General features: G+C 70.6%; 24 protein-coding genes. 17 read left to right on the forward strand and 7 right to left on the reverse strand.

The features are described from left to right. Positions 1-7: 7 nt before the first annotated feature. From C5E06_RS07360 to C5E06_RS07375, 4 genes are all read left to right on the forward strand, one after another. Positions 8-706: a TetR/AcrR family transcriptional regulator gene (locus C5E06_RS07360; RefSeq protein ID WP_104306467.1), complete on the forward strand. Its 699-nt coding sequence runs from the start codon at positions 8-10 to the stop codon at positions 704-706. Positions 707-738: 32 nt separating this feature from the next. Next, positions 739-1698 carry a DUF4166 domain-containing protein gene (locus C5E06_RS07365; RefSeq protein ID WP_181062913.1) on the forward strand — a complete coding sequence of 320 codons (960 nt, stop codon included), beginning with the start codon at positions 739-741 and terminating at the stop codon, positions 1696-1698. A 74-nt stretch (positions 1699-1772) separates the two neighbouring features. After that, the gene (locus tag C5E06_RS07370) at positions 1773-3146 is read left to right on the forward strand and encodes a glucose-6-phosphate dehydrogenase (protein WP_104306469.1); all 1374 of its coding nucleotides are present in this window, start codon (positions 1773-1775) and stop codon (positions 3144-3146) included. Positions 3147-3399: 253 nt separating this feature from the next. Next, entirely contained in the window at positions 3400-4980 is a 1581-nt protein-coding gene (locus C5E06_RS07375) for an aldehyde dehydrogenase (NADP(+)) (RefSeq protein WP_104306470.1), read from the forward strand. 256 nt (positions 4981-5236) lie between these two features. Here C5E06_RS07375 and C5E06_RS07380 read toward each other — a convergent pair whose 3' ends face one another. Further along, positions 5237-6262, reverse strand: coding sequence for a 2-hydroxyacid dehydrogenase (locus tag C5E06_RS07380; protein WP_104306471.1), 1026 nt, complete (start codon positions 6260-6262; stop codon positions 5237-5239). Between the two features lie 276 nt (positions 6263-6538). On the opposite strand from C5E06_RS07380, the gene C5E06_RS07385 reads away from it, so the two are divergent. The 4 genes from C5E06_RS07385 (at position 6539) to C5E06_RS07400 (ending at position 11053) form a co-directional block, all read left to right on the forward strand. Then, the gene (locus tag C5E06_RS07385) at positions 6539-8158 is read left to right on the forward strand and encodes an ABC transporter substrate-binding protein (RefSeq protein WP_104306472.1); all 1620 of its coding nucleotides are present in this window, start codon (positions 6539-6541) and stop codon (positions 8156-8158) included. A 34-nt stretch (positions 8159-8192) separates the two neighbouring features. Then, positions 8193-9221 (forward strand): ABC transporter permease, encoded by a 1029-nt coding sequence (locus tag C5E06_RS07390; protein WP_104240982.1) that lies wholly within the window; start codon positions 8193-8195, stop codon positions 9219-9221. Then, positions 9214-10254 (forward strand): ABC transporter permease, encoded by a 1041-nt coding sequence (locus C5E06_RS07395; protein ID WP_104240983.1) that lies wholly within the window; start codon positions 9214-9216, stop codon positions 10252-10254. Before C5E06_RS07390 ends, C5E06_RS07395 begins: the two co-directional genes overlap by 8 nt. Positions 10255-10324: 70 nt before the next feature. Further along, positions 10325-11053, forward strand: a complete 729-nt coding sequence (locus C5E06_RS07400) for a sulfite exporter TauE/SafE family protein (protein WP_104306473.1) — start codon at positions 10325-10327, stop codon at positions 11051-11053. Positions 11054-12171: 1118 nt separating this feature from the next. On the opposite strand, the gene C5E06_RS07405 is transcribed toward C5E06_RS07400, so the two are convergent. The 3 genes from C5E06_RS07405 to C5E06_RS07415 form a co-directional block, all read right to left on the reverse strand. After that, a complete protein-coding gene (locus C5E06_RS07405) occupies positions 12172-13146 on the reverse strand; it encodes a 2-hydroxyacid dehydrogenase (RefSeq protein ID WP_104306474.1) in 975 nt (324 codons plus the stop codon). A 41-nt stretch (positions 13147-13187) separates the two neighbouring features. Continuing rightward, positions 13188-14573 (reverse strand): enolase C-terminal domain-like protein, encoded by a 1386-nt coding sequence (locus C5E06_RS07410; protein ID WP_104306475.1) that lies wholly within the window; start codon positions 14571-14573, stop codon positions 13188-13190. A gap of 99 nt (positions 14574-14672) precedes the next feature. After that, a complete protein-coding gene (locus C5E06_RS07415; protein ID WP_104240987.1) occupies positions 14673-15632 on the reverse strand; it encodes a 5-dehydro-4-deoxyglucarate dehydratase in 960 nt (319 codons plus the stop codon). A gap of 147 nt (positions 15633-15779) precedes the next feature. Here C5E06_RS07415 and C5E06_RS07420 point away from each other — a divergent pair, with 147 nt between their 5' ends. The 9 genes from C5E06_RS07420 (at position 15780) to C5E06_RS07460 (ending at position 24008) form a co-directional block, all read left to right on the forward strand. Continuing rightward, positions 15780-16679 carry a LysR family transcriptional regulator gene (locus tag C5E06_RS07420; RefSeq protein WP_104240988.1) on the forward strand — a complete coding sequence of 300 codons (900 nt, stop codon included), beginning with the start codon at positions 15780-15782 and terminating at the stop codon, positions 16677-16679. 161 nt (positions 16680-16840) lie between these two features. Then, positions 16841-18169: an enolase C-terminal domain-like protein gene (locus C5E06_RS07425; protein ID WP_104306476.1), complete on the forward strand. Its 1329-nt coding sequence runs from the start codon at positions 16841-16843 to the stop codon at positions 18167-18169. Between the two features lie 65 nt (positions 18170-18234). Then, positions 18235-20046 carry an ABC transporter ATP-binding protein gene (locus C5E06_RS07430; protein WP_258067556.1) on the forward strand — a complete coding sequence of 604 codons (1812 nt, stop codon included), beginning with the start codon at positions 18235-18237 and terminating at the stop codon, positions 20044-20046. 173 nt (positions 20047-20219) lie between these two features. After that, positions 20220-20504, forward strand: a complete 285-nt coding sequence (locus C5E06_RS07435; protein ID WP_104307236.1) for a biopolymer transporter Tol — start codon at positions 20220-20222, stop codon at positions 20502-20504. A 71-nt stretch (positions 20505-20575) separates the two neighbouring features. Beyond that, positions 20576-20977 carry an ethanolamine utilization protein gene (locus C5E06_RS07440; RefSeq protein ID WP_104240990.1) on the forward strand — a complete coding sequence of 134 codons (402 nt, stop codon included), beginning with the start codon at positions 20576-20578 and terminating at the stop codon, positions 20975-20977. 20 nt (positions 20978-20997) lie between these two features. Beyond that, positions 20998-21732 (forward strand): hypothetical protein, encoded by a 735-nt coding sequence (locus tag C5E06_RS07445; protein ID WP_104306477.1) that lies wholly within the window; start codon positions 20998-21000, stop codon positions 21730-21732. Further along, positions 21729-22691: a PDR/VanB family oxidoreductase gene (locus C5E06_RS07450; protein ID WP_219819538.1), complete on the forward strand. Its 963-nt coding sequence runs from the start codon at positions 21729-21731 to the stop codon at positions 22689-22691. Before C5E06_RS07445 ends, C5E06_RS07450 begins: the two co-directional genes overlap by 4 nt. Beyond that, entirely contained in the window at positions 22688-23719 is a 1032-nt protein-coding gene (locus C5E06_RS07455; RefSeq protein WP_104306478.1) for a DUF3445 domain-containing protein, read from the forward strand. The genes C5E06_RS07450 and C5E06_RS07455 overlap by 4 nt, the downstream gene beginning before the upstream one ends. An 88-nt stretch (positions 23720-23807) precedes the next feature. After that, the gene (locus C5E06_RS07460) at positions 23808-24008 is read left to right on the forward strand and encodes a hypothetical protein (protein WP_104240994.1); all 201 of its coding nucleotides are present in this window, start codon (positions 23808-23810) and stop codon (positions 24006-24008) included. A 128-nt stretch (positions 24009-24136) separates the two neighbouring features. Here the strand turns inward: C5E06_RS07460 and C5E06_RS07465 are convergent, their stop codons facing one another. From C5E06_RS07465 to C5E06_RS07475, 3 genes are all read right to left on the reverse strand, one after another. After that, positions 24137-24889, reverse strand: coding sequence for a sulfite exporter TauE/SafE family protein (locus C5E06_RS07465; protein ID WP_104240995.1), 753 nt, complete (start codon positions 24887-24889; stop codon positions 24137-24139). A 184-nt stretch (positions 24890-25073) separates the two neighbouring features. Continuing rightward, positions 25074-26111, reverse strand: coding sequence for a carbohydrate kinase (locus C5E06_RS07470; protein ID WP_104306479.1), 1038 nt, complete (start codon positions 26109-26111; stop codon positions 25074-25076). After that, on the reverse strand, positions 26108-26725 hold the full coding sequence (locus C5E06_RS07475) for a maleylpyruvate isomerase family mycothiol-dependent enzyme (protein WP_104307238.1): 618 nt from the start codon (positions 26723-26725) through the stop codon (positions 26108-26110). Before C5E06_RS07475 ends, C5E06_RS07470 begins: the two co-directional genes overlap by 4 nt. Between the last annotated feature and the right edge of the window lie 157 nt (positions 26726-26882).

The following is a 26882-nucleotide window of genomic DNA, read 5'->3' on the forward strand; positions in this document are numbered from 1 at the left end:
TCTGAACATGTTCAGTTCTGAGAGCGGCGAGATGATCGAACCGGGAGCGGCACCCACGAAGCGCGAGCGGACCCGCGCCCTCATCCGCGACATCGCACTCCGGTCCTTCCGCGAGCGCGGGTACGACGCCACGACGGTGCGGCGCATCGCCGACGAGGCCGGGGTGTCGGTCGGCACCACCAACTACCACTTCGCCACCAAGAACCACCTCGTGCAGGAGCTGTACCTCGACGTCCAGCTCGGGCACGCTGCCGCAGCCGAACCACAGCTCGACGGGGTGCGCGACCTCGTCGATCGCCTCGCCGTCGTCTACCGCACCGGACTCGAGCAGCTCGAGCCCTACCATTCGCACGCCCCGGAGTTCCTCGCGGCCTCGGTGTCGCCGCGCTCGCCCATCAACCCGCTCTCCGAGGAATCGGCGCCGGCGCTCGCGGTGATCCGGGGGCTCTTCGAGAGCGCCGTCGAGGGGGCGAAGTCGCCGCTTCCCGACGAGTTCAGGGCTGGCCTGCCGCAGGCGCTCGTGCTGAGCCACCTGCTGCTCGCGCTGCTCTGGGTCTACGACTCCTCGCCCGGGCGCGAGCGCACGGGCCGCATCCTGGACCGCGCGCTCAACCTGCTGCGGATGACGCTGCCACTCACGCGGATCCCCGTCGTGCGGGCCCCGCTGCGCGAGCTCCTCGCGCTGGCCTCCGATGTGAGGGCCTGATGGCCGGGGGAGAGGGTGCGGCGGAGCGTGGGATGAAGTGCGGGCTGGACCGCGAGATGGACCGCGCTGGCGTACCCGAGCCCGAGCCCGAGCCCGAGCCCGAGCCCGAGCCCGAGCCTGGCGTCGGGGCCGGCGTCGGGCTTGGCGTCGAGCCGCGGGCCGTGGGGTCGCTGTCCGTCTCCGAGGCGGTGCTCGGTGATGACTTCGCGCGACTCGACGCCCAGCTCCAGCGCTACTTCGGGCCGATCCCGGCCGGGCATGAGGGCCGCGGGCGAGGCGTCTACGCCTGGGCCGGTTCCCGCTACCGGCTGCTGCGCCCGGTGCTCGCCTGGCTCGCGTGGCGTCACGTCCTCTTCCCCGAGCGCGGCCGCGACGTGCCGTTCACCGTCGTCAACCGGCCGGATGGGCCCGAGTCACTCTCCGCGCGACGGGAGTTCGAGTTCTCCCACGTGACCCGCGTGATGGAGGACACCATGAGCGTCATCCGCAGCCCGGGAGCGCGGCCGCGCCTCGTCGACCGGCTCGGCAGGCGTCGCGGGCTCGAGGTCGAGCTCGAGCTGTCCGTCGAAGACGGCGGTCTGCGGATGCGATCGACGCGGCTCGCGCTCCGGCTCCGCGTGCCGCGCCTGCTGACGCGCTGGGTGTCCGGGGTGCGTGGGGTGCGCCGGGTTCGCGGCGTGCACGGCGTGCACGGGGCGGGCACCGTGTCACCCATCCGGCACCTGCGCATCCCGCTGCCGCGCATCGTCACGATGACGCTCGACGAGCGCGCGCATCCGGAGGGCGACGGGCGCCAGTGCGTCGACGTGCGCCTGCGGGCGCCGCTGCTCGGGGACGTGTTCCGCTACCTCGGCGAGTTCGACTACGGCATCGTGCCGGTGCTGGCCCCGGGGTCGGTGCCGCTGCCGGTGTCGGTCTCAGCCCCGGTGCCGAAACCGGAGCAGCTGTCGAGGTCGGGCGGCTCCGGAGGATTCCCGGGCACGGGCGCGTAGTCTCGCGCCGGAACGAGCCGCACAGGGACCGGCATCCCAAGACCCGCATCCCGAGACCAGCATTGCGAGGCCGCATGGACACGAGCACCGAGACGCCCGAGATTCCGGAGATCGCCATCGGCGGCCCGATCAGACGCACGATCGCCATCCTCGGCGCGGGCGGCGACCTGACGGAGCGATTGCTGCTGCCCGGCATCGCGAAGGTCGTCGACGCGAGCCCGGAGGTCGAGGTGCACCTCATCGGGGCGGCCCGCACGCCGCAGTCCCGCGACGAGTGGCGGGGCGTCGTCCGCCGCAGCCTCGAGGCCGCCAGCGTGTCCGCCGCGACCATCGATGGGCTCGTGGCGAGGTCCGAGTTCGTGGCGACCGACGCATCGTCGCCCGAGGAGCTGCGGGAGCTGCTCGATGCGTGCCCGACCGCGCCGCTGCTCTACATCGCCCTGCCGCCCGCCATGGGCAAGAAGGTCGCTGCGGCGCTTGCCGAGCTCGAGCTGCCGGGAGAGCTGCGGATCGCGATCGAGAAGCCCTTCGGAGAGAGCGAGGCCGACGCACGGGAACTCAACGAGGCCCTCGCCAAAGTCGTGCCCGACGAGCGACTGTGGCGCATCGACCACTTCCTGGGCACGCCGGCCGCCGTCGAGCTGATGCGCTCACGCGAGGTCGTCGACGCGAGCGGCGTCCCCCTCGTCGAGGCGAGCGAGGGCGGCCCCCTCGGGCGGGTCGAGATCGTCTTCGAGGAGGAGCTCGGCATCGAGGGACGCGGCGCCTTCTACGACGAGACCGGTGCGCTGCGCGACATGCTGCAGAGCCACCTCATGCTCATGCTCGCGCTCACGGCCATGGAACGGCCGGGCGACCAGGAGAGCGCGCGCGATGCGGCGCACCCCGGCGAGCCGGTCGGCACGCTCGACGACGCCATGATCGACGTGCTCCGCAACGTGAGCGTGTGGGACGACGAGCCGGTCTCTGCACGCCGGGCGCGCTACACGGCGGGCGAGGTCGGCGGCAAGCAGCTCCCGGCGTACGTCGACGAAGAGGACGTGGAACCCGAGCGCGGCACCGAGACGCTCGCGGAGATCACGCTGCGGGTCGAGACGCCGAGGTGGCGGGGCATCCCGTTCCTTCTGCGCTCCGGGAAGGCCATCGGGGCTGCGAGGCAGGAGATCGTCCTGACGCCCGCCGATCCGGGAGCGGAGCCGACGCGCATCCCGCTCGACGCCCCCGCCGACGACAACAGCGCTGACCCCTACGCGAGGGTGATCGCCGGCATGCTCGGCGGCAGCACGCTGCTCTCCGTGCGTGGGGATGTCGCCGAGGAGCTCTGGCGCATCGTGGGTCCCGTGCTCGACGCGTGGGACCGGGACGCGGGCGACCTGGGGGAGTACGAGGCTGGCTCGGCGGGGGAAGTCGGGAACGAGGACGAGGGCGAGGACGAGGGCGGCCGCTGAGCGGTTCACGCCCGAACCCGCCCCGCGCCAGGAAAGGACCTGCCCCGTGAGAGGAGGGAGGCGCGTGCTGCGTGCATGTCGAATCGGCATCGGGTCATGCAGATTCTGAAGCGCCACTGTCGGTGGTCGGCCATAGCCTCGAAGGAGGACTCACCACAGCGCGAGGCTCGCTCCAACGCATGAGGCTCGCTCTAACGCACGGGCCTCGCTCCAACGCGCGAGGCTCGCTCCAACGCACGAAGAAAGGCACGCAATGACGCTGGCACCACATTCGCTCATCGCCGGAAGCAGCGAACTCGGGGGCGGCGACGAGCTCGTTGCTCGTCGCGCCGCGGACGGGGCGGTGCTCGCGCCGACCTTCCGCAGCAACACGAGCGAGGAGCTCGAGGCCGCCATTCAGGCGGCGCACGAGGCGTTCGACGAGTACCGCTCGACGTCACCGGCTGATCGGGCGGCCTTCCTGGAGCGGATCGCGGCGGAGATCGAGGCCGACAAGGACGAGATCATCGCCCGCGCCCACGAGGAGACCGGGCTCCCGGTCGCGCGGCTGACCGGCGAGGTCGGGCGCACGACCGGGCAGCTGCGCCTCTTCGCCAAGGTCGTGGCGGAGGGCAGCTGGCATGGGGCCCGCGTCGACGAGGCGCTGCCGGACAGGGCGCCCCTCCCGCGCGCCGACATCCGCCAGCGGAAGATCCCGCTCGGCCCCGTCGCCGTCTTCGGCGCGAGCAACTTCCCGCTCGCGTTCTCGACGGCGGGCGGCGACACGGCCTCCGCGCTCGCGTCGGGCAGTCCCGTCGTGGTGAAGGCGCACAGCGGCCACCTGGGCACGGCGGCGCTCGTCGGCCACGCGATCGCGCGCGCCGTCGAGGCCTCCGGCCTGCCGAGCGGCGTCTTCTCGCAGCTGTACGGCTCCGGGCGGGTCATCGGGCAGGGCCTCGTGGCCGACCCGCGCATCAAGGCGGTGGGCTTCACCGGCTCACGTTCCGGCGGGCTCGCCCTCGTGCGCGTCGCCCAGCAGCGAGCGGAGCCGATCCCGGTCTACGCCGAGATGAGCAGCGTCAACCCCGTGTTCGTCCTGTCGGCGGCGCTCGCCGCCGACCCAGCGAAGGTCGCAGCCGACTACGTCGGCTCGCTCACGCTGGGCTCCGGCCAGTTCTGCACCAACCCCGGGGTCGTCCTCGTGCCGAGCGGTGAGTCAGGAGACGCCTTCCTCGCCGAGGTGGGCACTCGCATCGCCGCGGCGAACGGCCAGACCATGCTCACGTCCGGCATCGGCGACGCCTACCGTGAAGGGGTCGCCGAACGCGAGGCCTCCGGTGCGACGGTCGTCGCGCGTGGGCAGGCCGACACTGCGGCGAACGCCCCGGCGCCGATCGTGTTCAGCGATGCCGTCGAGGCCTTCGGCGAAGCGCTCGAGGGCGAGATCTTCGGCGCCGCCGGGCTTGTCCTGCGCTACGACGGCACCGAGCAGCTTCGCGAGTTCGCGGAGCAGCTCGAGGGGCAGCTGACGGCAACGGTCCTCGCGGCCGACGCTGACGCCGACGAGGCCCGAGCCCTCCTGCCCGTGCTCGAGCGCAAGGTCGGGCGCATCCTCTTCAACGGTTGGCCCACCGGCGTCGAGGTCGGCTACTCGATGGTGCACGGCGGGCCGTACCCGGCGACGTCGGATGCGCGCTCGACGTCGGTCGGGGCGCTCGCCATCGAACGGTTCCTGCGCCCCGTCGCCTACCAGGACGTGCCAGACGCTCTCCTGCCCGAGGCGCTGCGCGACGCCAATGAGTGGGGCGTTCCTCGCATGGTCGAGGGGCGCATTCAGCTGCCCGCCAAGTACTGAGCCACCGCCAGTCGTGCTGAGTCGCCGCTGGTGGCGCTGAGTCGACACCGGTGGCGCTGAGTCGACACCGGGGTTGGGTGTCGCCACCGGTAGCCCGACGGCGCCACCGGTTCCGCCCCCCCCCGTCGAAAGCCCGTGACACGAGGAAGACCTCACCCGAACCGGGGTGAGGTCTTCCTCGTGTGGTCAGGTGCGCTGAGCAGTCAACCGGCGCGCTCAGCGCTGCACTGGCCTGCTCAGAGCTTCACTGGGGTGCTCAGAGCTTCACGGGGGTGAGCAGGGTGCCGTTCTCGAGCCAGGACGAGAGGTTGTCGAGGACGAGCTGCCGCATGTCCGCTCGGGTCTCGACGGTCCCGCTGCCGAGGTGGGGGAGCAGGACGACGTTGTCGAGGTCGAGGAGCTCCTCTGGCACGTTCGGCTCGTCCGCGAACACGTCGAGGCCGGCGCCGCGGATCGTGCCGGCCGTCAGGGCGGCCACGAGCGCGTCCTCGTCGACGACGGAGCCACGGGCGATGTTCACGAGCACCCCGTCCGGGCCGAGCGCCTCGAGGACCTCTGCGGAGATGAGCTTCTGCGAGTCCGGCCCTCCCGCCGCGGCCACGACCAGGGCGTCGCTGCGGCGTGCGAGCTCGACGAGCGAGTCGACGTACGGGAACGGGGAGCCCGGGATCTCGCGGCGGTTGTGGTAGCTGATGCGGCAGTCGAAGCCCTGCAGACGCTGCGCGATGGCGGAGCCGATCCGCCCGAGGCCGACGATGCCGACTCTGGTTCCCGTGAATCTGGTCGTGAGCGGGAAGTTGCCCGAGGCCCAGGAGCCGGCTCGCACGTAGCGGTCGGAGGCGCTGATGCCCCGGTACACGTCGAGCAGGAGCGAGAGGGCGGTGTCGGCGACGCAGTCGTTCAGGACATCGGGGGTGTTGCTGAGCGCGATGCCGCGCTCGCGGGCTTCGACGGTGTCGGTCGTGTCGTAGCCGACCCCGAAGTTCACGATCGCCTCGAGGGCGGGGAGGCGGTCCATGAGCGCTGCGGACACGCCGAAGCGTCCGCCCGTGACGACGACGCGCACCTGCGTGAGCTCCTGCTCGCGCTCCGGTGTCAGCTCGTCGGCGACGGCCGAGATGCGTGGAGCGTCGAACTCGGCGATGAGCTCCTTCTCCAGCTGCGGCATGAGCGGTCCGACGCGCAGCACGGTGGCCGCAGTGCCGGGCGAGGGGGACACGGGCGTGGTGTCCGGCGAGCCGTTGGGAGCGGTGGCTGGGGTCGACGCGAGAGGGGTTTCCATGTCTGGATCGTAGGACGCACGACCGATGCTGGTCCAAGATGCACTTTGCATAGATTGATTCCCTCGGAGCATTGATGCGTGTGTTGCCAGTAATCGCAAGGGAACGCGGGTCGCTAGTGTTGAGCCCGGCCCCGCGCCTCCCGCCGTCCCCCGCGGCTCCCTCGCTCAGCTCTGTTGACGCCGCCGAATCGGCGGACACAAGCTGAAGGCGTCTCAACGAGGAGAACCACTGACTCAGGGCAAGGCTCTCGAGTTCACAACACCGGAGGAACAACGATGTCTTCTTCACACGAACCGTCCCCGACCATCGGGCGATCCCCAGCTCACCGCCCGTCACGCGCGCGCCGTCCCATCGCATCCGTCACCAAGGCCGTCGCCGTCGGGGCCGCCGCGCTGCTGCTCACGAGCTGCGCCGTCGCCAACTCGGACGGCGCCGCGGGCGGCACCGGCGGCGGAGCGGCCGGTGCGCTCCGGGTCGTCCTTCAGCAGGAGCCGCCGACGCTCGAGCCCTGCGAGGCGAACCTCACCTCGACGGGCGTCGTCGTGCGCTCGAACATCACGGAGCCGCTCATCGAGCGCAACCCCACGACGGGCGACCTCGACCCGCTGCTCGCGACCGAATGGGAGCAGACGAGCGACACCGAGTGGACCTTCACGCTGCGTGACGACGTCGCCTTCCAGGACGGCACCCCCTTCGACGCCGAGGCTGCGGCCTTCTCGATCGACCGCGCCGTGAACAGCGACCTCGGCTGCAACGTCGAGGGCTACGTCTTCGGCGAGACCGACCTCGAGGTGAACGCGGTCGACGCGACGACGCTCACCGTCACGACGCCCGAGGCCGACCCCATCCTCCCTCTGAAGCTGTCCTTCATCGAGATCGTCCCGACCACGACGAGCACTACCGACAAGGTCCGCGAGCCCATCGGCACCGGCCCGTACCAGATCGGGCAGTGGGACGTGGGAACGAAGCTCACGCTGAACGCCTACGACGGCTACTGGGGCGACGCCCCCGCCTACCCGCAGGTCGACTACCAGTGGCGCGGCGAGGGCACGGTCCGTGCCGCCATGATCACGGGCGGCGAGGCCGACATCGCGATGGGCCTCAGCCCGGATGACGGCATCGGCGAGAACGGCGTCAGCTACCCGAACAACGAGACGATCGCGCTCCGCTTCTCGGGCGACATCGCGCCGCTGGATGACATCCGCGTCCGTCAGGCGATCAACTTCGCCGTCGACAAGGAGGGCATCATCTCCTCCCTCTACCCGAACGGCGACGTCGTCGCCTCGCAGCTGATCCCCGAAGGTGTCGTCGGACACAACGACTCGCTCGAGCCGTGGGCGTTCGACCTCGACAAGGCGAAGGCGCTCGTCGCCGAGGCCAAGGCCGACGGCGTGCCCGTGGACACGAAGATCACCCTCGTGACGCGGACCGCGCAGTTCCCGAAGGTCAACGAGCTCTCGCAGGTCCTGCAGGAGCAGCTCACCCAGGCGGGCCTGAACGTCGAGCTCCGCATGGTCGACACGACGCAGCACCTGCAGTACCAGCTGCGCCCGTTCGTCACGAACGAGGGCCCCATCGCGCTGCTCGTGCAGCACGGCAACCAGGCCGGTGACGCCCAGTTCACGGTCGACCAGTACATGAGCTCCACGGGAGCCCAGTCGACGTTCGGCACCCCCGAGTTCGACCAGAAGCTCGACGCTGCGGCGAAGACCTCCGGCGACGAGCGACAGACGGCGTACGAGCAGATCTTCGCCGACCAGAACGAGGAGATCGTGCAGTTCGCGCACATCGCGCACCAGACGGGCCTGCTCGGCATCGCGTCTGGCATCACCTACGAGCCGAACTCGGCGAGCGGCGACGAGCTGCGCATCGCCGAGGTGAAGCCAGCGGCCTGACGGCCGCCCGCCACCCCGGAGAAAGCAGCCGCTCATGTGGACCTATCTCAGAACCAGAATCGTCTCCAGCCTGCTGCCGCTCGTGGCCGTCGTCCTCGGCGTGTTCATCCTGGCTCGCCTCACCGGAAACCCGGCGAGCCTGTACCTGCCGCTCAACGCGACGGAGCAGATGAAAGAGGACTTCGCGGTCCGCAACGGGCTCGACCAGCCGCTGTGGATGCAGATCGTCAACTACTTCTCCGGGGTGCTGCGCTTCGACTTCGGCGAGTCCCTCCGAACGGGAGAGCCCGCAGCAGCCATGGTGCTGCGGGCCTTCCCGGCCACGCTGCAGCTGGCCGGCGTCACGATGCTCCTCACCGTGGTCCTCGCCGTCATCATCGGCAGCTGGGCGGCGCTCAAGCCCAACGGCGTCGCCGACCGCATCGCGAGCTTCTTCTCGATGGCCGCCGCCAGCGTTCCGGACTTCTGGCTGGCCATCATGGGCATCTGGATCTTCGCGATCACGCTCGGCTGGCTGCCCACCTCGGGCGTCGACAGCGGCGGGCTCTCCTGGATCCTCCCCATAGCGACGCTCATGCTTAGGCCCGTCGGTGTGCTCACGCAGATCGTCCGCGGCTCCATGGTGAGCGTGCTCGGGCAGCCGTTCATCAAGGTGGCCCGCAGCAAGGGCGCAGGCCAGCTCCGGGTCGTGTTCAAGCACGCGCTGCGCAACGCGGCGGCCCCAGCTCTGACGGTGGCGGGTGACCTCACGGTCGGCCTCATCAACGGCGCGGTCGTCGTCGAGACGATCTTCGGCTGGCCCGGCATCGGGAAGCTCATGATCGACTCGATCCTGCAACGCGACTTCGCCGTGCTGCAGGCCGCCGTGCTCATCACGGCCCTGTCGATCTTCATCCTCAACATCCTCATCGACCTCGGCTACGCGCTCCTCGACCCGCGGGTCAGGCCCGCCGCTAAGCAGTCGCGCATCCGCCCGACGAACAAGGACGACAAGCGGGACGCGGCCGGAGCTGCCGCTCGCACCTCCGGCAGCAACGCAGAGAAGGGCAAGGCGCATGTCTGACCCCCAGAACCCACCGATCTCGGGCGGCCCGAGCACGGGAGCCGCCCCGCAGCAGCCCCCCGCGACGACCAACGTGCTCCTGCAGAAGGAGAAGCGCGAGCGGAACGTCGCCGAGCGGCCCTCCATGTTCACGCTGCTGCTCAAGGACAAGGTCGCGACGGTCGCGGCCGCCGTCCTCGCCGTCGTGGCCGTCGTGGCGGTCTTCGGCCCGCTCATGGTGGGCGAGCTCGCGTCGAAGCAGGACCTCACGGCGATCAACCTGGCCCCCTTCAGCCTCGACAACGGCTGGGCATTCATCCTCGGCAGCGACTCGCTCGGCCGCAGCATGCTGGCGCGCCTCGTCATCGCGACGGGGACGACGCTCGGCGTCGCGGTGCCCGCCGTGCTCGTGGCGCTCATCATCGGCTCCATCTGGGGTGTCTGGGCCGGCTACTTCCGGGGCTGGCGCGAGTCGGTGTCGATGCGCATCGCCGACATCATCATGAGCTTCCCGTCGCTGCTGCTCGCCGTCGTCATCCTGTACGTCTTCAACCCGAGCCTCGCGAACATCGTGGCGGTGCTCGCGCTGACCCGCATCCCGATCTACCTGCGTACCGCGCGGGCCGAGGCCGCTGAACTGCGTTCGCGCATGTTCGTGGATGCGGCGACCAACTTCGGGACCAAGCCGCGGAGCATCATCTTCCGCCACATCGTGCCGAACGTCGTGCCGACCCTCGTCACGCTCGCGACGCTCGAGTTCTGCTACGTCATGCTCGCGGAGTCGTCGCTGAGCTTCCTCGGCATCGGCGTGCAATCGCCAGACGTCAGCTGGGGCCTCATGGTGGCGCAGGGACGCCAGTACCTGCAGCAGGCGTGGTGGCTCTCGGTGCTTCCCGGCCTCGCGATCGTCATCACGGCCGTCGCCGCGAACGTGCTGGCCTCCTGGCTGCGCATCGCGACCGACCCGAACCAGAAGTGGCGCCTCATGCAGAAGGCCACCAAGGTGAAGCTCCGCCCGGCGCTCCCCACGCGCGAGCCCGCCGGCGAGGTGTGAACCTCATCCAGGATCTGCAGTCTGAGCCTGCGGTTGGCGCCGCAGTCACCCACTCGGCCGGAGTCGCACGATGACTCCGGCCGAGTGGGTTGCGCTCGTCGTCATCTTCCTCGCCGCCTCCTGCCTGCAGGCCGGCATCGGCTTCGGGATGGGGATGCTCGCGGCCCCGTTCATCGCGCTCATCGACCCGGCCCTCCTGCCGGCGACCGTCATCATCATGTCGATCCTCCTCACCTCGATCGTGACGGTCGCCGAGAAGGACTCGCTCGACCTGCGGGGCGCGGGCTGGGCCCTCGTCGGCCGCGTTCCCGGCAGCGTCGCGGGGGCGCTGCTCGTCACGGTCATGGCACCCGCCGTGCTCTCGTGGGTCGTGGTCGCGACCGTCGTCACCGGCGTCGTGTTCTCGCTGCGCGGGTGGGCCCCGAAGGTCACCAGGTGGTCGCAGATCGTGGCGGGTGCCGCATCCGGCGTCATGGGCACCACCACCTCCATCGGCGGGGCGCCCATGGCCATCATCTGGCAGGGCTCGGACTCTGCTCGTCTGCGCGGCACGCTGTCGGCGTTCCTGCTCGTCGGGTCGATCATCTCGTTCGGCCTGCTGCTCGCCTTCGGTGCGGTCGCCCCGCAGACGTGGCTCGTCGTCCTGTGGATGATCCCCGTCGTCCTGCTCGGCTTCGTCGCGAGCAGGTTCATCACCCCGCATCTCGACAAGACGCGCACGAAGCGGCTCGCGCTCGGCGCGTCCCTCCTCGGCTGCGTGCTCCTCGTGGCGACGCAGCTCGTGCAGTTGCTCGCCTGAGCGCTCGCGCTCGCGCCTGTGCCGGTGTCTGCTCCCTTGCAGCGCAGACCTGGGGTTCGCGCATTCCGCCGGGCAGCCGTTGACGTCGAACCCCCAGGTCTGGAGTGGTGCCGGGCATGCTGTGCAGACTCTGCCGGGCATGCTGTGCAGACCTTGGAGTAGCGCACCTGCTGGGCCGGGCGTGGGTGATGAAGTCCCAGGTCTGTCGGGGCGCGGGGGTGTGCTGTGCAGACATTGAGTTGCGCACGCGTTGGGCCGGGCGCGCTATGCAGACCTTGGAGTAGCGCACCTGTTGGGCCGGGCGTGGGTGCTGACGTCCCAGGTTTGTGGGGGTCGCGGGGGCGCGCCGTGCAGACCGTGGGGTTGCGCACGCGTTGGGCCGGGCGCGCTATGCAGACCTGGGGGTTGCGGACGTGTTGGGCTGCGCGTGGGTGCTGACGTCCCAGGTTTGTGGGGGTCGCGGGGGCGCGCCGTGCAGACCGTGGGGTTGCGCACGCGTCGGGCCGGGCGCGCTATGCAGACCTGGGGGTTGCGGACGTGTTGGGCTGCGCGTGGGTGCTGAAGTTCCAGGTTTGTGGGGGCGCGGGGCGTGCTGTGCAGACCTGGGGGTTGCGCACGTGTTGGGCCGGGCGTGGGTGCTGACGTCCCAGGTTTGTGGGGACGCGGGGCGTGTTGTGCAGACCTGGGGGTTGCGGACGTGTTGGGCTGCGCGTGGGTGCTGAAGTTCCAGGTTTGTGGGGACGCGGGGCGTGCTGTGCAGACCTGGGGGTTGCGCACCTGCTGGGCCGGGCGTGGGTGCTGACGTCCCAGGTCTGTGGGGGCGCGGGGGTGTGCTGTGCAGACATTGGGGTTGCGCACGCGTTGGGCCGGGCGTGCTGTGCAGACGTGGGGGTTGCGCACGTGTTGGGCTGCGCGTGGGCGCTGACGTCCCAGGTTTGTGGGGACGCGGGGGCGTGCTGTGCAGACCTGGGGGTTGCGCACGTGTTGGGCTGGGGGTGGGTGCTGAATCCACAGGTCTGGGCGAGCAGGCGGACGCGCACGCACCGCAGCATCCGCGACACCATCTCCCCGTGAGCCTGCGGCAGGGGAGGGGCAGTGGCAGGGGTCAGGGAATGGGGCTAGCGGATGACGCGCTCCAGGGGCAGGCCGGCCGCGCGCAGGTCGATGTTGCGCGCGATGTCGGCGGCCCGCAGCTCGAAGACCTGGCGGGCGTGGCCGGAGTGGTGAGGCGTGAGCACAGTGTTGGCGAGGGGCGAGAAGCGCTCGACCGACGCGGGAGCGTGGCCGTCCGCATCCGGAGCTCCCCACCACACGTCGATGCCGGCGCCGGCGATGCGTCCCTCGGCGAGCGCGTCGAAGAGGGCGTCTTCGTCGACGACCCCGCCGCGCGCGACGTTGATGAGCACCAGCTCGGGCTTCGCGGCGGCGAGCTCGGCGGCGCCGATCGTGCCGCGCGTGCGCTCCGAGAGGGGGATGGAGACGACGAGCACGTCGGACGCCGCCACGAAGTCGAGCAGCCGGTCTGGCCCGAAGACCTCCGCGAGGTCGATCCCGTCGGGGCGGCGAGCATCCGGCCGCTGCCGGAGCGCGATGAGGCGCATGCCGAGGGCCTGCGCGAGGCGACCCACCTCGGTGCCGATCTCGCCGACCCCGAGGAGCCCGAGGGTGGTTCCGCGCAGCATCGGGTGGAAGGGGACGCTCGCGTCGTTGCCGATGGTGCGCCACTCGCCCGCGCGCATCTGCGCATCCGCCTGCAGGGCTCGCCGGCGCAGCATGAGCGCCGTCATGACGACGTGCTCGGCGATGGCCGCGCCGTGATGGCCGGTGTTGCAGATGGTCACCCCCGGTGGCAGGGCGTCGACGCTCACGCGGTCGGCCCCCGCGCCGGTGACGTGGAGGAGCGCGTCGGGTCGGAGCGACGACGCCTGCTGGGCGGTGAGCACGGAGGCGATGACGATGTCGGCCCCGCGGAGCGCGCTTTCCAGCTCCGCGGGGCCGAGCTCGGCCGCGAAGCTCCATTCGTGCTCCCGCTCGGTGCGGGCGAGGAGCTCCGCGAAGCGGGCGATGATCGGGTCGGTCACGAGGATGCGCATGGCGGTCTCCGGCTCTCTCGAAGGGGCGGCGGGGCTCGCGGCTACCAGCGTGGGCTGGCGACGGTGTAGTCGGGCTGGAAGCGCTGCATGTAGCCGGTGTCGTCGCGCTGCGTGATGCCGCTCGCCAGGAACTGCTCGTGCAGCTTCGCGAGGCCGTCCTCGTCGAGCTCGACGCCGAGGCCGGGGCCTGTCGGCACCCGGACGGCGCCGTTCACGAACGAGAGGTCGTGCGTGACGACGTCCTCGTCTGTCTGCTTCCACGGCCAGTGGGTGTCGCACGCGTAGCTGAGCGATGGGGTCGCGGAGGCGAGGTGCACCATGGCGGCGAGGCTGATGCCCAGGTGCGAGTTGGAGTGCATGGACAGGCCCCAGTCGAGCGACTCGGCGAGCCCGCCGAGGGTGCGCGAGCGGGTGAGCCCACCCCAGAAGTGGTGGTCGGAGAGCACGATGTCGATGGAGCCCTGCTCGACGGCGGGCTTCACGTCGGCGAAGCTCACGACGCACATGTTGGTGGCGAGCGGCAGCGTCGTGCCGCGGCGCACCTCGGCCATGCCGGCGAGGCCCGGGGTCGGGTCCTCGAGGTACTCGAGCGAAGATTCGAGGGCCTTGGCGACGCGCAGAGAAGTGTCGACGCTCCAGGCGGCGTTCGGGTCGAGTCGGAGCCCGAGGTCTGGGAAGGCGTCGGCGAGGGCGAGGATCGCGGCGATCTCCTGGTCGGGTTCGAAGACGCCGCCCTTGAGCTTGAGGGCCGTGAAGCCGTAGCCGTCCACCAGCTGGCGTGCCTGCTCGACGATGCCCTCGGGGGTGAGGGCTTCGCCGAACTCGTCGTCGCCAGCGCCGGGATGGCCGGCCCACTTGGAGGACCCACTCGGAGCAGGGGGATGGCCGGCCCACTTGTAAAACAAGTAGCCGCTGAAGGCGACCTCCGGCCGGAGGGCGCCCCCGAGGAGCGAGCTGACTGGCACTCCGAGGATCTTGCCCTGCAGGTCGAGGGCGGCGACGTCGAAGGGGGAGAGGACGCGGTCGGCGGTGCTCGACCCGGTCACCATGCCGCTCATGCCGTGCCCGCCCTGCGAGGTGTCGGCGATGAGGGCCGCGGCCACCTGGAAACGCAGCCGGTTGGTGTCGAACACGTTCACGCCGACGACGGCATCCGCGGCGAGGGAGAGGCGGTGCAGGTGGGGTGCATCCCCGTAGGTCTCGCCGAGCCCCGTGAGCCCGGCTCGTGTCCGGACCTGCACGATCGCGCGCAGCGCGTACGGCTCGTGGACGCCGACCGTGTTCAGCAGCGGCGGGTCCTTGAAGGCGACCGGCGTGATCGTGACGCTCGCGATCTCGTTCCCGGGGCTCCGGTCGAAGGGCTGTGGGAGCCCGGTCTCTGCTGCTGAAGCGGCTGCGGTCTGCGTGGTTGTGCTCGACGCGGTCATGTCGTCTCCCTCGGTTCGTCGTTGAACGTCGCGGTCGGTGGTCAGATGGGCGCACCCGATTGTGCCTGACGGGCACAATCGGGTGCCCTCAGCTCAGCGTCAGGCGACGGTGGCTGCGACGCGGTCCTGCTCCGTGGGGGAGTCGGCGCGCTTCGCGAGGAGTGCCCTCGTGTCGTCGATGAGTCGCTTCAGCTCGGTGACGTGCTCCGGCTTGGCGTCGATGAGGGGGGCGCGCACGTGGCCGGCGTCGATGCCCGACAGCTTGGTGGCTTCCTTGACGAGCGAGACGGCGTACCCGGGAACCGAGTTCCGGAGGCGGACGAGCGGGTGGTAGAAGCTGCGGTTGAGCTCGGCGAGGCGTTCCTTGTCGCCCGACTCGACCGCGTCGTAGAACGCGAGGGCGATGTCGGGGGCGAACGCGAAGGACGCGGAGGAGTACAGGGGCACGCCGATGGCCTTGTAGGCCTCCTGCGCGATCTCGGCCGTGGGGAGGCCGTTGAAGAAGAGGAAGTCCTCGCCGCGCGACTGGGCGTCGTCGGTGACGGAGCGCACGATGCGCGACATGAGGTCGATGTCGCCGACGCCGTCCTTGAGGCCGATGACGTTCGAGATGCGCGAGACGGTGACGGCGCTGTGCTCGTCGAAGCGGGCGGTGCTGCGGTGGTAGACGATGACGGGGAGCGTCGTGGCCCCGGCGACCTCCTCGACGTAGGCGACGAGCCCCTCGCTCGGGCCTGCGACGAGGTAGGGCGGGAGGAGGAGGATGCCGTCGGCGCCGACGGCTTCCGCACTGCGCACCTGCGCCTTGGCGTCGGCGACCGTGCCGCCGGCTCCCGCGAAGACGGGGGTCGCCTTCTTGGTGGTCTTCACGGCGGTGTCGACGACGGTCGTGTACTCGTCGAGGCTCAAGGCGTGGAATTCGCCGGTGCCGCAGGCGATGAAGATGCCGCCGGGCTCATGGGCGAGGCCCTGCTCGAGGTGCTGCGCGAGGGCTGCGACATCGACGGCATCGTCAGCCGTGAAGGGGGTGACCGGGAAGAAGAGGATTCTGTCGAGCACGTCGATCTCCTTAGTTGCGTGTCTCCGCGGTGCGTCGTTGCACGGTGCGGCTGTTCCGAGTTGTTTGCCCGGCTATCTGCGACGCTATGGTCTTATGGATGCGCAAACAAACTAAAGTGTGGATGAATCAATGTTGGGAGTGAATTGATGTTTACCCTGGTCCAGCTTGAGTGCTTCGTCGCCGTCGCCGAGGAACTGCACTTCGGGGCGGCCGCCGAGCGGCTCCGGATGACGCAGCCGCCCATCAGTCGTCAGATCCAGCAGCTCGAGCGCGAGCTCGACACGCAGCTGTTCGTGCGCACGAGCCGCCGGGTCGCGCTCACGGAGGCGGGGCGCACGCTGCTGCCGAGTGCTCGCAAGCTCATCGACCTCTCGGCGAAGGCTGCCGCCGACGTTCGCGCGGTCGGCGAGGGGGCGACGGGCACGCTCACGGTGGGCTACACGGCGGTCGCCGCGCACAGCGTGCTTCCCAAGCTGCTTCGGGCGGCGGCCGAGGAGCTGCCGGGCCTCCAGCTCATCCTGCAGGAGTCGGTGACGGTCGACCAGATGGATGAGCTCGAGCGCGGGACGGTCGACATCGGCCTGCTGCGTCCCATGCGCGACCGGCCTGGCGTGCAGTCGACGACGGTGCTGACGGAGCGTCTGGTCCTCGCCCTCCCGAAGGGTTCGAGGCTCGCGGAGTTCAGTGGACCGATCTTCCTGAGCGACCTCAACGACGAGGCGCTGCTCATGTACTCGCCGGGCGGTGCGCGCTACTTCCACGACCTGCTGCTCAGCATGTTCGTCGCCTCCTCGAGTCACCCGCGCATCGTGCAGTACGCGGGCCAGGTTCCCGCGCTGCTCGCCCTCGTGAACGCCGGCATCGGCGTGGCCCTCATCCCGGAGTCGGCGACGCAGCTCGCCCCGGATGGGGTCATCTGCCGGCCGGTCGCCGACGGTGACCGCTCCGAGCCCTACAACCGCGTGCATCTCGATATCGCATGGCGCGAGGATTCCGAGAACCCCCTCGTGAAGGCGGTCGTCGAGCTCATGCAGCGCCACGCGTGAGCCGCCGGGGCCAGGGTCGGGCTTTCGCGATCAATGCCGAAGGCGCATCCGATCATGCCGAATTCGCCCTCGATCGAATGGATGCTGCTCTTTAGAGTGGCAATACGGCACCGTGGCCAACGCCACGCGTGACCAGTCAGCGCGGCGATGGAGGCGGAGCTATGAACCAGGTGACGGTCGAGAAGTGGGACGTGATTCCCGTGGCGGGCCACGACAGCATGCTGCTGAATCTCAGCGGAGCCCACGCGCCCCTCTTCACACGCAACCTCGTGAAGCTCACGGACAGTGACGGGCGCGTCGGCATCGGCGAGGTGCCGGGCGGTGAGAGCATCCGCTCCACGCTCGTGGCCTCCGCGGAGCTCATCGTCGGCAGGCCGGTCGCCGACTACCGGGCGATCCTCCGCAGCATCAACGAGGAATTCGCCTGGCAGGACAGCGCGGGACGCGGCGCGCAGACGTTCGACCTCCGCACCACCGTGCACGTCGTCACCGCCTGGGAGTGCGCGCTGCTCGACCTCCTCGGCCAGCAGCTCGGCCTGCCCGTCTCGTCCCTCCTGGGCGAGGGCAGGCAGCGCGAGACGGTCGACGTGCTCGGCTACCTCTTCTTCGTCGGCGACCCCGACGCCACTGGCCTCGACTACCTGCGCGGCGACGACGACAGCGACGTCTGGGGTCGGGTGCGGCGCGAGACGGCGCTCGACAGCGACGGGGTCGTCCGACTCGCGACGGCGGCGCAGGAGCGCTACGGGTTCCGCGACTTCAAGCTGAAGGGCGGCGTGCTGGAGCCATCCGTCGAGGCTGGGGTCGTCACCGACCTCGCCGCCGCGTTCCCGGATGCCCGCATCACGCTCGACCCGAACGGTTCCTGGCCGCTCGCGGAAGCCCTGCGCCTCGGCCCGGACCTCAAGCGAGTCCTCGCCTACGCCGAGGATCCGGTCGGCGCCGAGAGCGGCTACTCGGGCCGTGAGGTCATGGCCGAGTTCCGCCGTGCGACGGGCATGCGGACCGCCACGAACATGATCGCGACCGACTGGCGCGAGCTCGGCCACGCCATCCGCTCGCAGGCCGTCGACATCCCGCTCGCCGACCCGCATTTCTGGACCATGAGCGGCTCCGTGCGCGTCGCGCAGCTCTGCGACGAGCTCGGCCTCACCTGGGGCTCCCACTCCAACAACCACTTCGACGTGAGCCTCGCCATGTTCACGCACGTCGCGGCCGCCGCGCCGGGAACGCCGACGGCCATCGACACGCATTGGATCTGGCAGGACGGGGAGGAGCTCACGACGGCCGCCCCGAAGATCGAGGACGGCGTCATCCGCGTGCCGACGGCCCCCGGCCTCGGGGTCACGCTCGACGACGACGCCGTCCGCCGCGCGCACGAGCTCTACCTGGGTCTCGAGAACTCGGCGCGCGACGACGCGTTCGCGATGAAGACCTTCATGCCCGAGTGGGCATTCCACCCGAAGCGGCCGGCGCTCGTCCGCGCCTAGCGGGCGACGCACGAGCTCCCAGAGCAACCAATCCAACACGACGAGGTGTGAGAATGGACCAGCGAATGACGCAGCAGCAGCTCCAGGCCGAAGAACTGGCCGAGGCGGCGGGGCGAGCCGAGGCTCCCCAGCCCGATCTGGTGGCGAACGACGACAAGGCCGGGAGGCCCATGCTCCTCTCCGTGCGCGACCTCTGCATCTCCTACGGCATCGGCGGCCGAGCCGTCGACGCGGTGCGGGGTGTCTCCTTCGAGCTGTACGCGGGGGAGGTCCTCGCGGTCGTGGGGGAGTCGGGCTCCGGCAAGAGCACCGTCGCGCACGCGCTCATCAACCTGCTCGCCCCCAACGCGACCGTGACGTCGGGCGAGATCAAGTTCGACGGTGAGCCCATCCAGGGGTTCAGCGACGCGCAGTGGCGCGGCATCCGCGGTCGCCGCATCGGGCTCGTCCCGCAGGACCCGGCCCTGTCGCTCAACCCGACGACGAAGGTCGGCGCGCAGGTCGCGGAGCCGCTGCTCATCCACGGACTCGCGAGCCGGAAGGACGCCCACGCCGAGGCGGTGCGCCTGCTCGACATGGCGGGGCTCACCGAGCCCGCCGCTCGCGCGCAGCAGTACCCGCACGAGTTCTCCGGCGGCATGAAGCAACGCGCGCTCATCGCGACGGCGCTCGCAGGTCAGCCCGAGATGGTCATTGCCGATGAGCCAACGAGTGCGCTCGACGTGACGGTGCAGAAGCAGATCCTCGACCACATCGACTCTCTTGTGCAGGAGCTGGGCACCGCGGTGCTCATGATCACGCACGACCTCGGGGTCGCCGCCGACCGCGCCGACCGCATCATCGTCATGCGCAAGGGGGAGATCGTCGAGACGGGCACCGCCGACGACGTCATGCTCCGACCGCAGCACGACTACACGAAGAAGCTCCTGCGCGCGGCGCCCAGCCTCCACAGCCACGAGGCGCGCACCGTGCTCGTGACGGACAAGGCGACGGGCAGGGCCGCAGGCGCGGTGACGGGAGCGGCCGCGGGGGCGAAGAGCGGGCAGGCAACGGATGCGCGTGCCGGCGTTCCCGACATCAGCTCGCCGCTCCTGCGGGTCGAGAACCTCACGAAGGAGTTCGCCCTGCCTGGTGGGCGCGGCGGCAAGAAGACCCTGACGGCCGTCGACAACATGAGCTTCGACCTGCACCGCGGCGAGACGCTCGCGGTGGTCGGGGAGTCCGGGTCGGGCAAGAGCACGACCGCGCGGCTCGTGCTGCGCCTCGAGAAGCCCACCTCCGGCCGAATCGTCTTCGACGACCAGGACATCACCGACCTCGAGGGGGAGCGCCTGCGTGCGCTCCGCCGCAGGTTCCAGATGGTCTACCAGAGCCCGTACGCCTCCCTCAACCCGCGCTTCTCGATCGAGCAGCTCATCGCGGAACCGCTTGTCTCGTTCAAGCTCGGCGACTCGAAGTCGCGCGCGAAGCGGGTGCGAGAGCTCCTCGACCAGGTCGCGCTGCCGCAGCTCTTCCTCAACCGCGGGCCCGACGAGCTCTCCGGCGGTCAGCGCCAGCGCGTGGCGATCGCGCGGGCGCTCGCCCTCGAGCCGGAGTTCATCGTCCTCGACGAGGCCGTCTCGGCGCTCGACGTCTCGGTGCAGGCGCAGATCCTCGACCTGCTCACCGAGCTCCAGCAGGAGAACGACCTCACCTACCTGTTCATCACGCACGACCTCGCGGTCGTCGCGCAGATCTCCGACCGGGTCGCGGTCATGAAGAACGGGGTGCTCGTCGAGCTCGGGAAGACCGGGGACATCCTCATGAAGCCGCAGGAGCCGTACACCCGCAAGCTCATCGACGCCATCCCCGGGCACGGGAGCTCGCACGCCGCGTAGGCTCGGCGCCCATGGGCGACGACGGAGATGAGGCAGACGCGGGCCGCGGAGGCTGTGGCGCTGAGCAGCCTGATGCCGCTGCACAGGGCGGCGATGCTGCGCAGGAGGGCAACGCTGGGCAGGACGGCGACCCTGCGCGGGGCGACGATGCTGCGCAGGACGACGAGCGGTGGCTGGTCGTCAAGGGTCGACGCTGGCGGCGCACCGACCCGGCGCTGCCTGTGGACATGGTGGAGCGCCTGAAGTCGCATCTCGGGCGCGGCCGTTCCGGGGTCGGTGCTGCGAAGCGCCGAGGTGACGATGCCGCGGTGGCGGAAGCCCGGACGAGGGTCGGCCTTGCCAAGCACGGGCTCGGGGAGCGCGGCCCGCGCTGGTGGGAGGAGCCGGAGGAGGCACGTCTGCAGCGCGCCCGGGAGGCGCTCACGGATCTCGATGCCCTCGACGAGTCGGGCACCTGAGGACTCGACCGCCACACGATCGACCACCACTGTTTACACGTGGGAAACTGTGTTCACTCGATACTTGGTTCATGAGCACTGAATTCCTGAGCGTCGACGCCGTGACCACCGCCGTACCGCCGTTCCGGGTGACCCCGGACTTCTGGTCCGAGCTGCCCCGGATGCCGCTCGAGCAGTATCCGGGCACCGACGGCTACATCGCGGACGTCTACTCGAACCCCGACGGCTCCGCCATGTCGGCGGGCTACTTCGCGTTGAACCACACCGATGCGCCGCTCGACTACTTCTACGACTACGACGAGATGAAGGTCGTGCTCTCCGGCACGTTCCGCCTCGAGAACGTCGACACGGGGCAGGTCTCGTTCGCGGGCCCGCGGGACGCGATCTTCTTCCCGAAGGGATCGCGCATCCTGTTCAGCACCGAGGATTCGGCGCTCGCGTTCTACGTCGGCCACCGCTCCGTCGCGCCCTGACCGTGATGGAGGCGACAGCCGTGGAACCGGTGGCAGGCGCTGCAGCGGTCGAGACCGAGGTCGCCCCGGGGGTGAGCCTGGCCGCGACGAGCTCGTCTCGCTGGCGGCGGCTGCTGGCCTCGGGGAGCAGCCGGGACGCGCACCCCGACCTGGGTGAGGACGCTCGCGCCCGCTGCATCACGTTCCTCGTCGACACGGCGGATGGGGCTTGTACCGGCGCCGGCATCGTCGTCGAGCTCGGGGATGTGGCCTCGCCCGCATCCCGAGCACGGATCGACGCCGCGCTCGCGCGGGCCCGGACCGGGTGGCGATTCCGCGTCGGCGGCGACGAGGCCGCTCTCGGTGCGTTGCGGGCGATCCTGCACGAGGCGGGTGTGCTCGACGAGGAGATCGAGTTCGTGCTGGCGACTCCCGGGCAGAGCGACGCGCAGGTCACGGTCTACTGCGGTCACTGTCACGCGAAGACGCGCACGACGGCGGCGCGCGCGAACGGTCCGGCGGATCCGGCGCAGCCGTCCGAGCCATCCAAGCCATCCGAGCTGGTGTCCTGCGGGGGATGCGGCATCGCACTCACCGTGTACTACCACTACTCGCGTCGCCAGGGCTCCTACCTGGGGTACTTCGCCGCCGCAGAGCAGGGCCGTGCCGAGCAGGAGCCCGCCGAGCAGGAACCTGCCGATCAGGACCCTGCCGAGCACTCCTCGGCGGGTCGGCGCCCCGTCAGTCGTGAGCGCTCAGAACTGGCCCTCGCGTGAGCGGCGCCGTCCTCGACATGGTCGTCGCCGGTGTCAGCGAGCTCTGCGTCGGCGTCCGCGCCATCGAGCTGCGGGATCCGGAGGGCCGCGTGCTGCCGTCGTTCGCGCCGGGGAGCAGCATCGCGGTGCAGCTCGGCGACGGGTCGCGCAACTCCTACTCGCTGACCGGCCCCGGTCGCCGCCCCGACCACTACTCCGTCTCTGTGCGGCTCGACGACCGAGGGCGAGGCGGGTCGCGGTGGATGCACGATCGCAGGATCGGCGACCCCGTCACGGTCAGCGTGCCCTCGAGTGCGTTCCCGCCCGTGCTGTCCGCCCGGCATCACCTGCTCGTCGCCGGCGGCATCGGCGTCACGCCGATCCTGTCCCATGCGAGGGCGGCGGCCGAGTGGGGTCGCTCGTTCGAAGTGGTCTACGCGTTCGGCGACGGCGGGGGTGCGCACCGTGAGGAGCTCGAGCGCCTCAGCGGCGGGCGTCTCACCGTGTGCGGCAGCAGGACCGCGTTGAGCGAGCACCTCGACCAGGCGCTCCTCGACCAGCCCCTCGGTGCCCACCTCTACGTGTGCGGGCCGGTGGCCATGATCGACGCCGTCCGCAGGGCGGCGCTCGCCGCCGGGTGGCCCGCGGCGCGCATCCACGCTGAGGCCTTCACGGCTCCAGAGCTCGAGCCAGGCGAGGCGTTCGACGCGCGGCTCCTGGGCCTCGGTCGGACGATCCGCGTCGAGTCGGGCACGACGCTCCTCGACGCCCTGCTCGCCGAGAACGTTCCGGTGCCGAACCTCTGCAGGCAGGGCGTCTGCGGTGAGTGTCGCGTCGGCGTCCGACCGGCGCGCGGCGCGGAGATGGCCGGCATCGAGCACCGCGACAGCTTCCTCACCGAAGAGGAGAAGGGCCGCGGCGACTGCCTCATGCCGTGCGTCTCCCGCCCGAGAGGCGAGATCCTGGAGCTTGAACTGTGACCGCATTCGCCGCCCGCGAGGTCGACCATTCGGTCGCCGTCGCCGGATTCCCCTTCCCGTTCCCCAAGGAGACCTACCGGTACAGCACGAACGTGGAGCCCGCCTCGGTGCCCCGCGCGACGCCGGTCGGCTCCTGGGGCGAGCATCCGGTCGACATCGACCATGCCTACCGCGGCGAGCTCGCTGAGCGGGCCCGCATCCTCAGCGCCGACCCCTCGCGGCTGCAGTGCCTGCCGCACATGGTGCCCGCCGCGTGGGATGCGATGTTCGTGCTCATGGAGCGGCTCTCCGAGGCCTACCCCGAGCACATGAGCCTCACGCGTGAGGGCGGGGGCTGGCACTGGCACAACGGACTCCTCGGCATCGACCGCTGCTTCGCGGTCGGTGAGTCCTCCTCGATGCCGGAGGGGCCCCTCGGGTTCATCGGCCAGCAGATGCAGGAGGACGTCGTGCTGCTCGACCAGCGCGACGACGAGCTCTGGGCCGACGCCGGGCTCGTGACGTTCGCCGCGGACTGGTCGTTCGGCTTCGACGTAGGTATGTCGTTCCTCGAGATCCACGGGCCGGTGCCTCGCGTGCACGACGAGGGGGTCATCCCTCGGGCCCAGGCGTTTCTCATGCGGCTCGAGCCTGGACAGAGCTACCGGCGCACGAACTGGACCCTGACCGTGGATGGGAAGCTGGACACGTCGACGGAGACGTACCCCGAGTGGGGGCCGGACAGGACCTCGCTCGTCGACGGGCCGCTCGCGGACGTCGGCACGCGACTCCACCTTCGAACCGAGGTGCAGCACCTCATCCGCCTGCCAGAGTCGAACGCCATCATGTTCCTGATCCGCAGCTACCTGCTGCCGTTCGCGGCGCTCGCGACGGTGCCGGAGTGGGCGGTGCGGACGGCGGATGTGCTCGAGGAGCTCCCGGAGGACATGGCCGAGTACAAGGGCGTCAGTCGCACGCGCGAGGTGGGCATCCGCTGGCTGCGGGAGTTCGGCGGAGCCTGCGATGGCGAGGCCGCAGGGGCTGCCTAACTGCTCTGCTGGCTGCTGGCCGCCGGTCAGGTCAGCCAGCGCTCGCGCTCACGGCGGTGGCGTCGGGCTGCTGTGTAGCCTTGCCGTCATGGCTGATGCTGACCAGGTCCCATCCGAACTCGCCGACGAGACTGAGCCGCCAGCGCTCACCCAGCAGGAACGCGCCGAGGCGACGCTCCGGTCGATCATGTCGGGCGGCAACCTGACCGCCGAGACCATGAAGCTCTCGAACGAGTTCACCGACCGCCACGTGTCACGCCTGAAGGCGCTCTTCCGGCGCTCGCCCTAGCAGGTGCGGGCTGGCGGCCGGAGGCGAGGAGCGATCTCGGGCAGGCAGCGATCCCCTGCGAGCACCCGCCCCAGGCGAGTGGCGATCTCAACCGAGCGCAGGGCTCAGCCGAGGAGCGTTCTCGGACCTCAGACGAGCAGGTAGACGGCGCCGGCGACCGTGAGTACGAGCACGATGCGGTCGAAGACCTTCTGGCTCAGGCGGGGTGCGAGCCAGCGCCCGAGGAAGGCCCCGCCGATGAGGAGCGGCACGAGGAGCAGGTCGAGCACGAGGGTGCCCGGAGTGATGAGCCCGAGGCCGACCGAGAACGGCAGCTTGGCGATGTTGACGATCGCGAAGAACCAGGCGGCCGTCCCCAGGAAGGCCTTCACGGGGAACTTCGCGGCGAGGAAGTACATCGCCATGACCGGGCCGCCGGCGTTGGCGACCATGGTCGTGAACCCGCCGAGCGAGCCGTAGCCAGCGCGAGCGACCTTCGCCGCCCGATCGCTCGGCGTCTCCGGGGTGCGGTAGCGGCGCCACACGGTGATCGTGACGAGGATGAGCAGGATGATGCCGATGACACGGCGAACCCAGCTGTCGTCGGCGAAGGCGAGGAACGCGGCGCCGGCGAGGAGGCCGACGGCGACGGCCGGGATCAGCTTGACGAGGGTCGGCCAGTCGGCGTGGCGTCGGTACGTCCACAGGGCGAACATGTCGCCGACGATGAGGAGCACGAGCAGCGCCCCGGTCGACTGCTTGGCGGGGAGGACCGCGGCGAAGGTCGCGACGGAGAGCGTCGTGACCCCCGGCAGTGCGGTCTTCGAGACGCCGACGGCGAACGCGGCGACGGCGAGCAGCACCCAGGCGAACGTGGGGAGTTGGGGGAGCAGCTCGAGCATCAGAAAAGTCTAGGCCCGAACTCGGTTTTGTCCTGTCGTGACGACAACGGAGTGCTCGGTGCCCGTCGGTCGGTGTCTCTGCGCCTGCGCCCGCTGCCGCGCGCCTGTTACCCCGCGCTTGTCGCCGAGCGCCAGAGCCCGAGCACCAGACTCCACCCCCCCCGAGGCACAGACCCGGGGCGCCCTAGTCGAGTCGGGGCGCTGGCTCCTCGCCGGCGAGCTCCCGCGGCCAGGGTGGGTTGGCGCCCGCACGCGCCACGGTGACGGCCGCGCTGCGTGCCGCGGTCGCGAGGGCCGCATCCGCCCACGCATCTTCATCGAGGCCTTCGACGAGCGCGTGGCGGGTGCTCGCGGCGGAGACGGCGTGCAGGAGTCCGGACATGAAGGCGTCGCCGGCGCCGACGGTGTCGACGACGCGGACCGGCGGAGCCTCTGCGGTGAGCTCACGCCGTGACGTGCGCGCGAGTGCGCCCTCGCTGCCGCGGGTCATGACGGCGAGGCGCGCTCCGAGCGTCGTGAAGCGCCGCAGCACCTCGGAGGGGGAGACGCCCGGGTAGAGCCACTCGGCGTCTTCGTCGCTCAGCTTCACGACGTGGCTGAGCGAGGCGAGGGCTTCGACGCGCTCGCGCACCGAATCGCGGTCGCCCATGATCGCCGCGCGCACGTTGGGGTCGTAGCTCGTGAGGATGCCGCCGCGTGCCCTGGCCTCGGCGAAGGACGCACGGACGACGGCGCCGCCAGGGTCGACGACCGCGCCGATCGACCCGGTGTGGAGCACGTCGACGCCATCGAGGTGCGGCGTCGGCAGCGAGAAGTCGAGGTCGAACTCGTAGCTGGCGCTGCCCTGCGCGTCGAGGGTGGCCTTCGCCGTTGAGGTGCGCTCGCCGTCGAGTGCTCCTTCGACGAGCGCGACGCCGGACTCCTTGAGGTGCGTGAGCACGAGGCGCCCGAGCTGGTCGTCGGCGAGGCGCGCGGCGAGCTGGGAGGGATGGCCGAGACGCGCGAGTCCCACGGCGACGTTCATGGGGGAGCCGCCCGGCAGGGCGCGCCCCTCCGGGGAGCCGGCATCTCCCGGCAGGAGGTCGATGAGGGCTTCACCGAGCACGAGGGCGCTCGCGAGGTGGGTGCTCGTGAGGTGACCTGCGGAGTCGTGGCGCTCGGACCTGTCGTGGTGCTCGGAGCTGGACGCTGTGCTGTCGGTGGATGGTTCCCGCTGGTTCATGAGATCGCCTCCGGTGCGACATCGCGACCGCTCAGCCACATGAGCAGGTCGATGGCTGTTCCCCGGACGGCCGGCCCGTGGCCGAGCGTCAGAGATCGGTCTGGTGAGGCACCCGCGTCGATCGCGACGAGGGCGCGGTCGGCGGCGAGCTCCCGGCCGCCGCCCATGGCGACGGGCGTCTTGCGCTGGTGGGCGATCGCCTCGAGCACCGCGGCGCGCGGGTACGTGTGGGTGATGCCGAGGGGCCTGCGGATGTCCTCGCCGTGCACGAACGCTTCCACGTAGCGCGTTGCCGCGGGCGTCGGTGCGCTCGAAGTGCGTCCGGCGGCGGCTCGGAAGCGCTCGAGCGTGTCGCGCGGATGCTCCTGCCGCTCGGCTTCCATTCCGCGCTGGTTGAGGGCGTCGAAGTCGAAGCGCGCCGACGCGAGCTGCGCGACGAAGCTGAACGGCGTGGTCTTCGCGTCGTTTACCAGGTGCGCGAGCACGTCGTGCACCGTCCACCCCGTGCAGAGGGAGGGGGTCGCCCATGCGGTGTCGTCGAGCCGCTCGAGGTCCGCGATGAGCGCCTCGCGCTCCGCGTGCACGACGCTCCAGGGTGCTCCCGATCGACTCACGTGCACGACGCTACCGCCTCGGCGAGCTCCCGGCGAGCCGCAGATGCGGCTGGGAAGTCAACCCCGCGCGGCGCAGAGGCGCCGGTCCGTAGCCTCGGGGCGAACCCCAGGGATCTCCGGGCGCCCGCTCGAGGCAGGCGCCCGTTCTCCCGCGAAG

It is taken from the genome of Pseudoclavibacter sp. RFBI5, assembly GCF_002931395.1.
GTDB lineage: Bacteria > Actinomycetota > Actinomycetes > Actinomycetales > Microbacteriaceae > Pseudoclavibacter.

Bases quoted from the DNA above. Each gene is read 5' to 3' on its own strand.
- C5E06_RS07360 (WP_104306467.1), top strand. From the start codon at position 8: ATGTTCAGTTCTGAGAGCGGCGAGATGATCGAACCGGGAGCGGCACCC.
- C5E06_RS07365 (WP_181062913.1), top strand. From the start codon at position 739: ATGAAGTGCGGGCTGGACCGCGAGATGGACCGCGCTGGCGTACCCGAG.
- C5E06_RS07370 (WP_104306469.1), top strand. From the start codon at position 1,773: ATGGACACGAGCACCGAGACGCCCGAGATTCCGGAGATCGCCATCGGC.
- C5E06_RS07375 (WP_104306470.1), top strand. From the start codon at position 3,400: ATGACGCTGGCACCACATTCGCTCATCGCCGGAAGCAGCGAACTCGGG.
- C5E06_RS07380 (WP_104306471.1), bottom strand. From the start codon at position 6,262: ATGGAAACCCCTCTCGCGTCGACCCCAGCCACCGCTCCCAACGGCTCG.
- C5E06_RS07385 (WP_104306472.1), top strand. From the start codon at position 6,539: ATGTCTTCTTCACACGAACCGTCCCCGACCATCGGGCGATCCCCAGCT.
- C5E06_RS07390 (WP_104240982.1), top strand. From the start codon at position 8,193: ATGTGGACCTATCTCAGAACCAGAATCGTCTCCAGCCTGCTGCCGCTC.
- C5E06_RS07395 (WP_104240983.1), top strand. From the start codon at position 9,214: ATGTCTGACCCCCAGAACCCACCGATCTCGGGCGGCCCGAGCACGGGA.
- C5E06_RS07400 (WP_104306473.1), top strand. From the start codon at position 10,325: ATGACTCCGGCCGAGTGGGTTGCGCTCGTCGTCATCTTCCTCGCCGCC.
- C5E06_RS07405 (WP_104306474.1), bottom strand. From the start codon at position 13,146: ATGCGCATCCTCGTGACCGACCCGATCATCGCCCGCTTCGCGGAGCTC.
- C5E06_RS07410 (WP_104306475.1), bottom strand. From the start codon at position 14,573: ATGACCGCGTCGAGCACAACCACGCAGACCGCAGCCGCTTCAGCAGCA.
- C5E06_RS07420 (WP_104240988.1), top strand. From the start codon at position 15,780: ATGTTTACCCTGGTCCAGCTTGAGTGCTTCGTCGCCGTCGCCGAGGAA.
- C5E06_RS07425 (WP_104306476.1), top strand. From the start codon at position 16,841: ATGAACCAGGTGACGGTCGAGAAGTGGGACGTGATTCCCGTGGCGGGC.
- C5E06_RS07430 (WP_258067556.1), top strand. From the start codon at position 18,235: ATGACGCAGCAGCAGCTCCAGGCCGAAGAACTGGCCGAGGCGGCGGGG.
- C5E06_RS07440 (WP_104240990.1), top strand. From the start codon at position 20,576: ATGAGCACTGAATTCCTGAGCGTCGACGCCGTGACCACCGCCGTACCG.
- C5E06_RS07460 (WP_104240994.1), top strand. From the start codon at position 23,808: ATGGCTGATGCTGACCAGGTCCCATCCGAACTCGCCGACGAGACTGAG.
- C5E06_RS07465 (WP_104240995.1), bottom strand. From the start codon at position 24,889: ATGCTCGAGCTGCTCCCCCAACTCCCCACGTTCGCCTGGGTGCTGCTC.
- C5E06_RS07470 (WP_104306479.1), bottom strand. From the start codon at position 26,111: ATGAACCAGCGGGAACCATCCACCGACAGCACAGCGTCCAGCTCCGAG.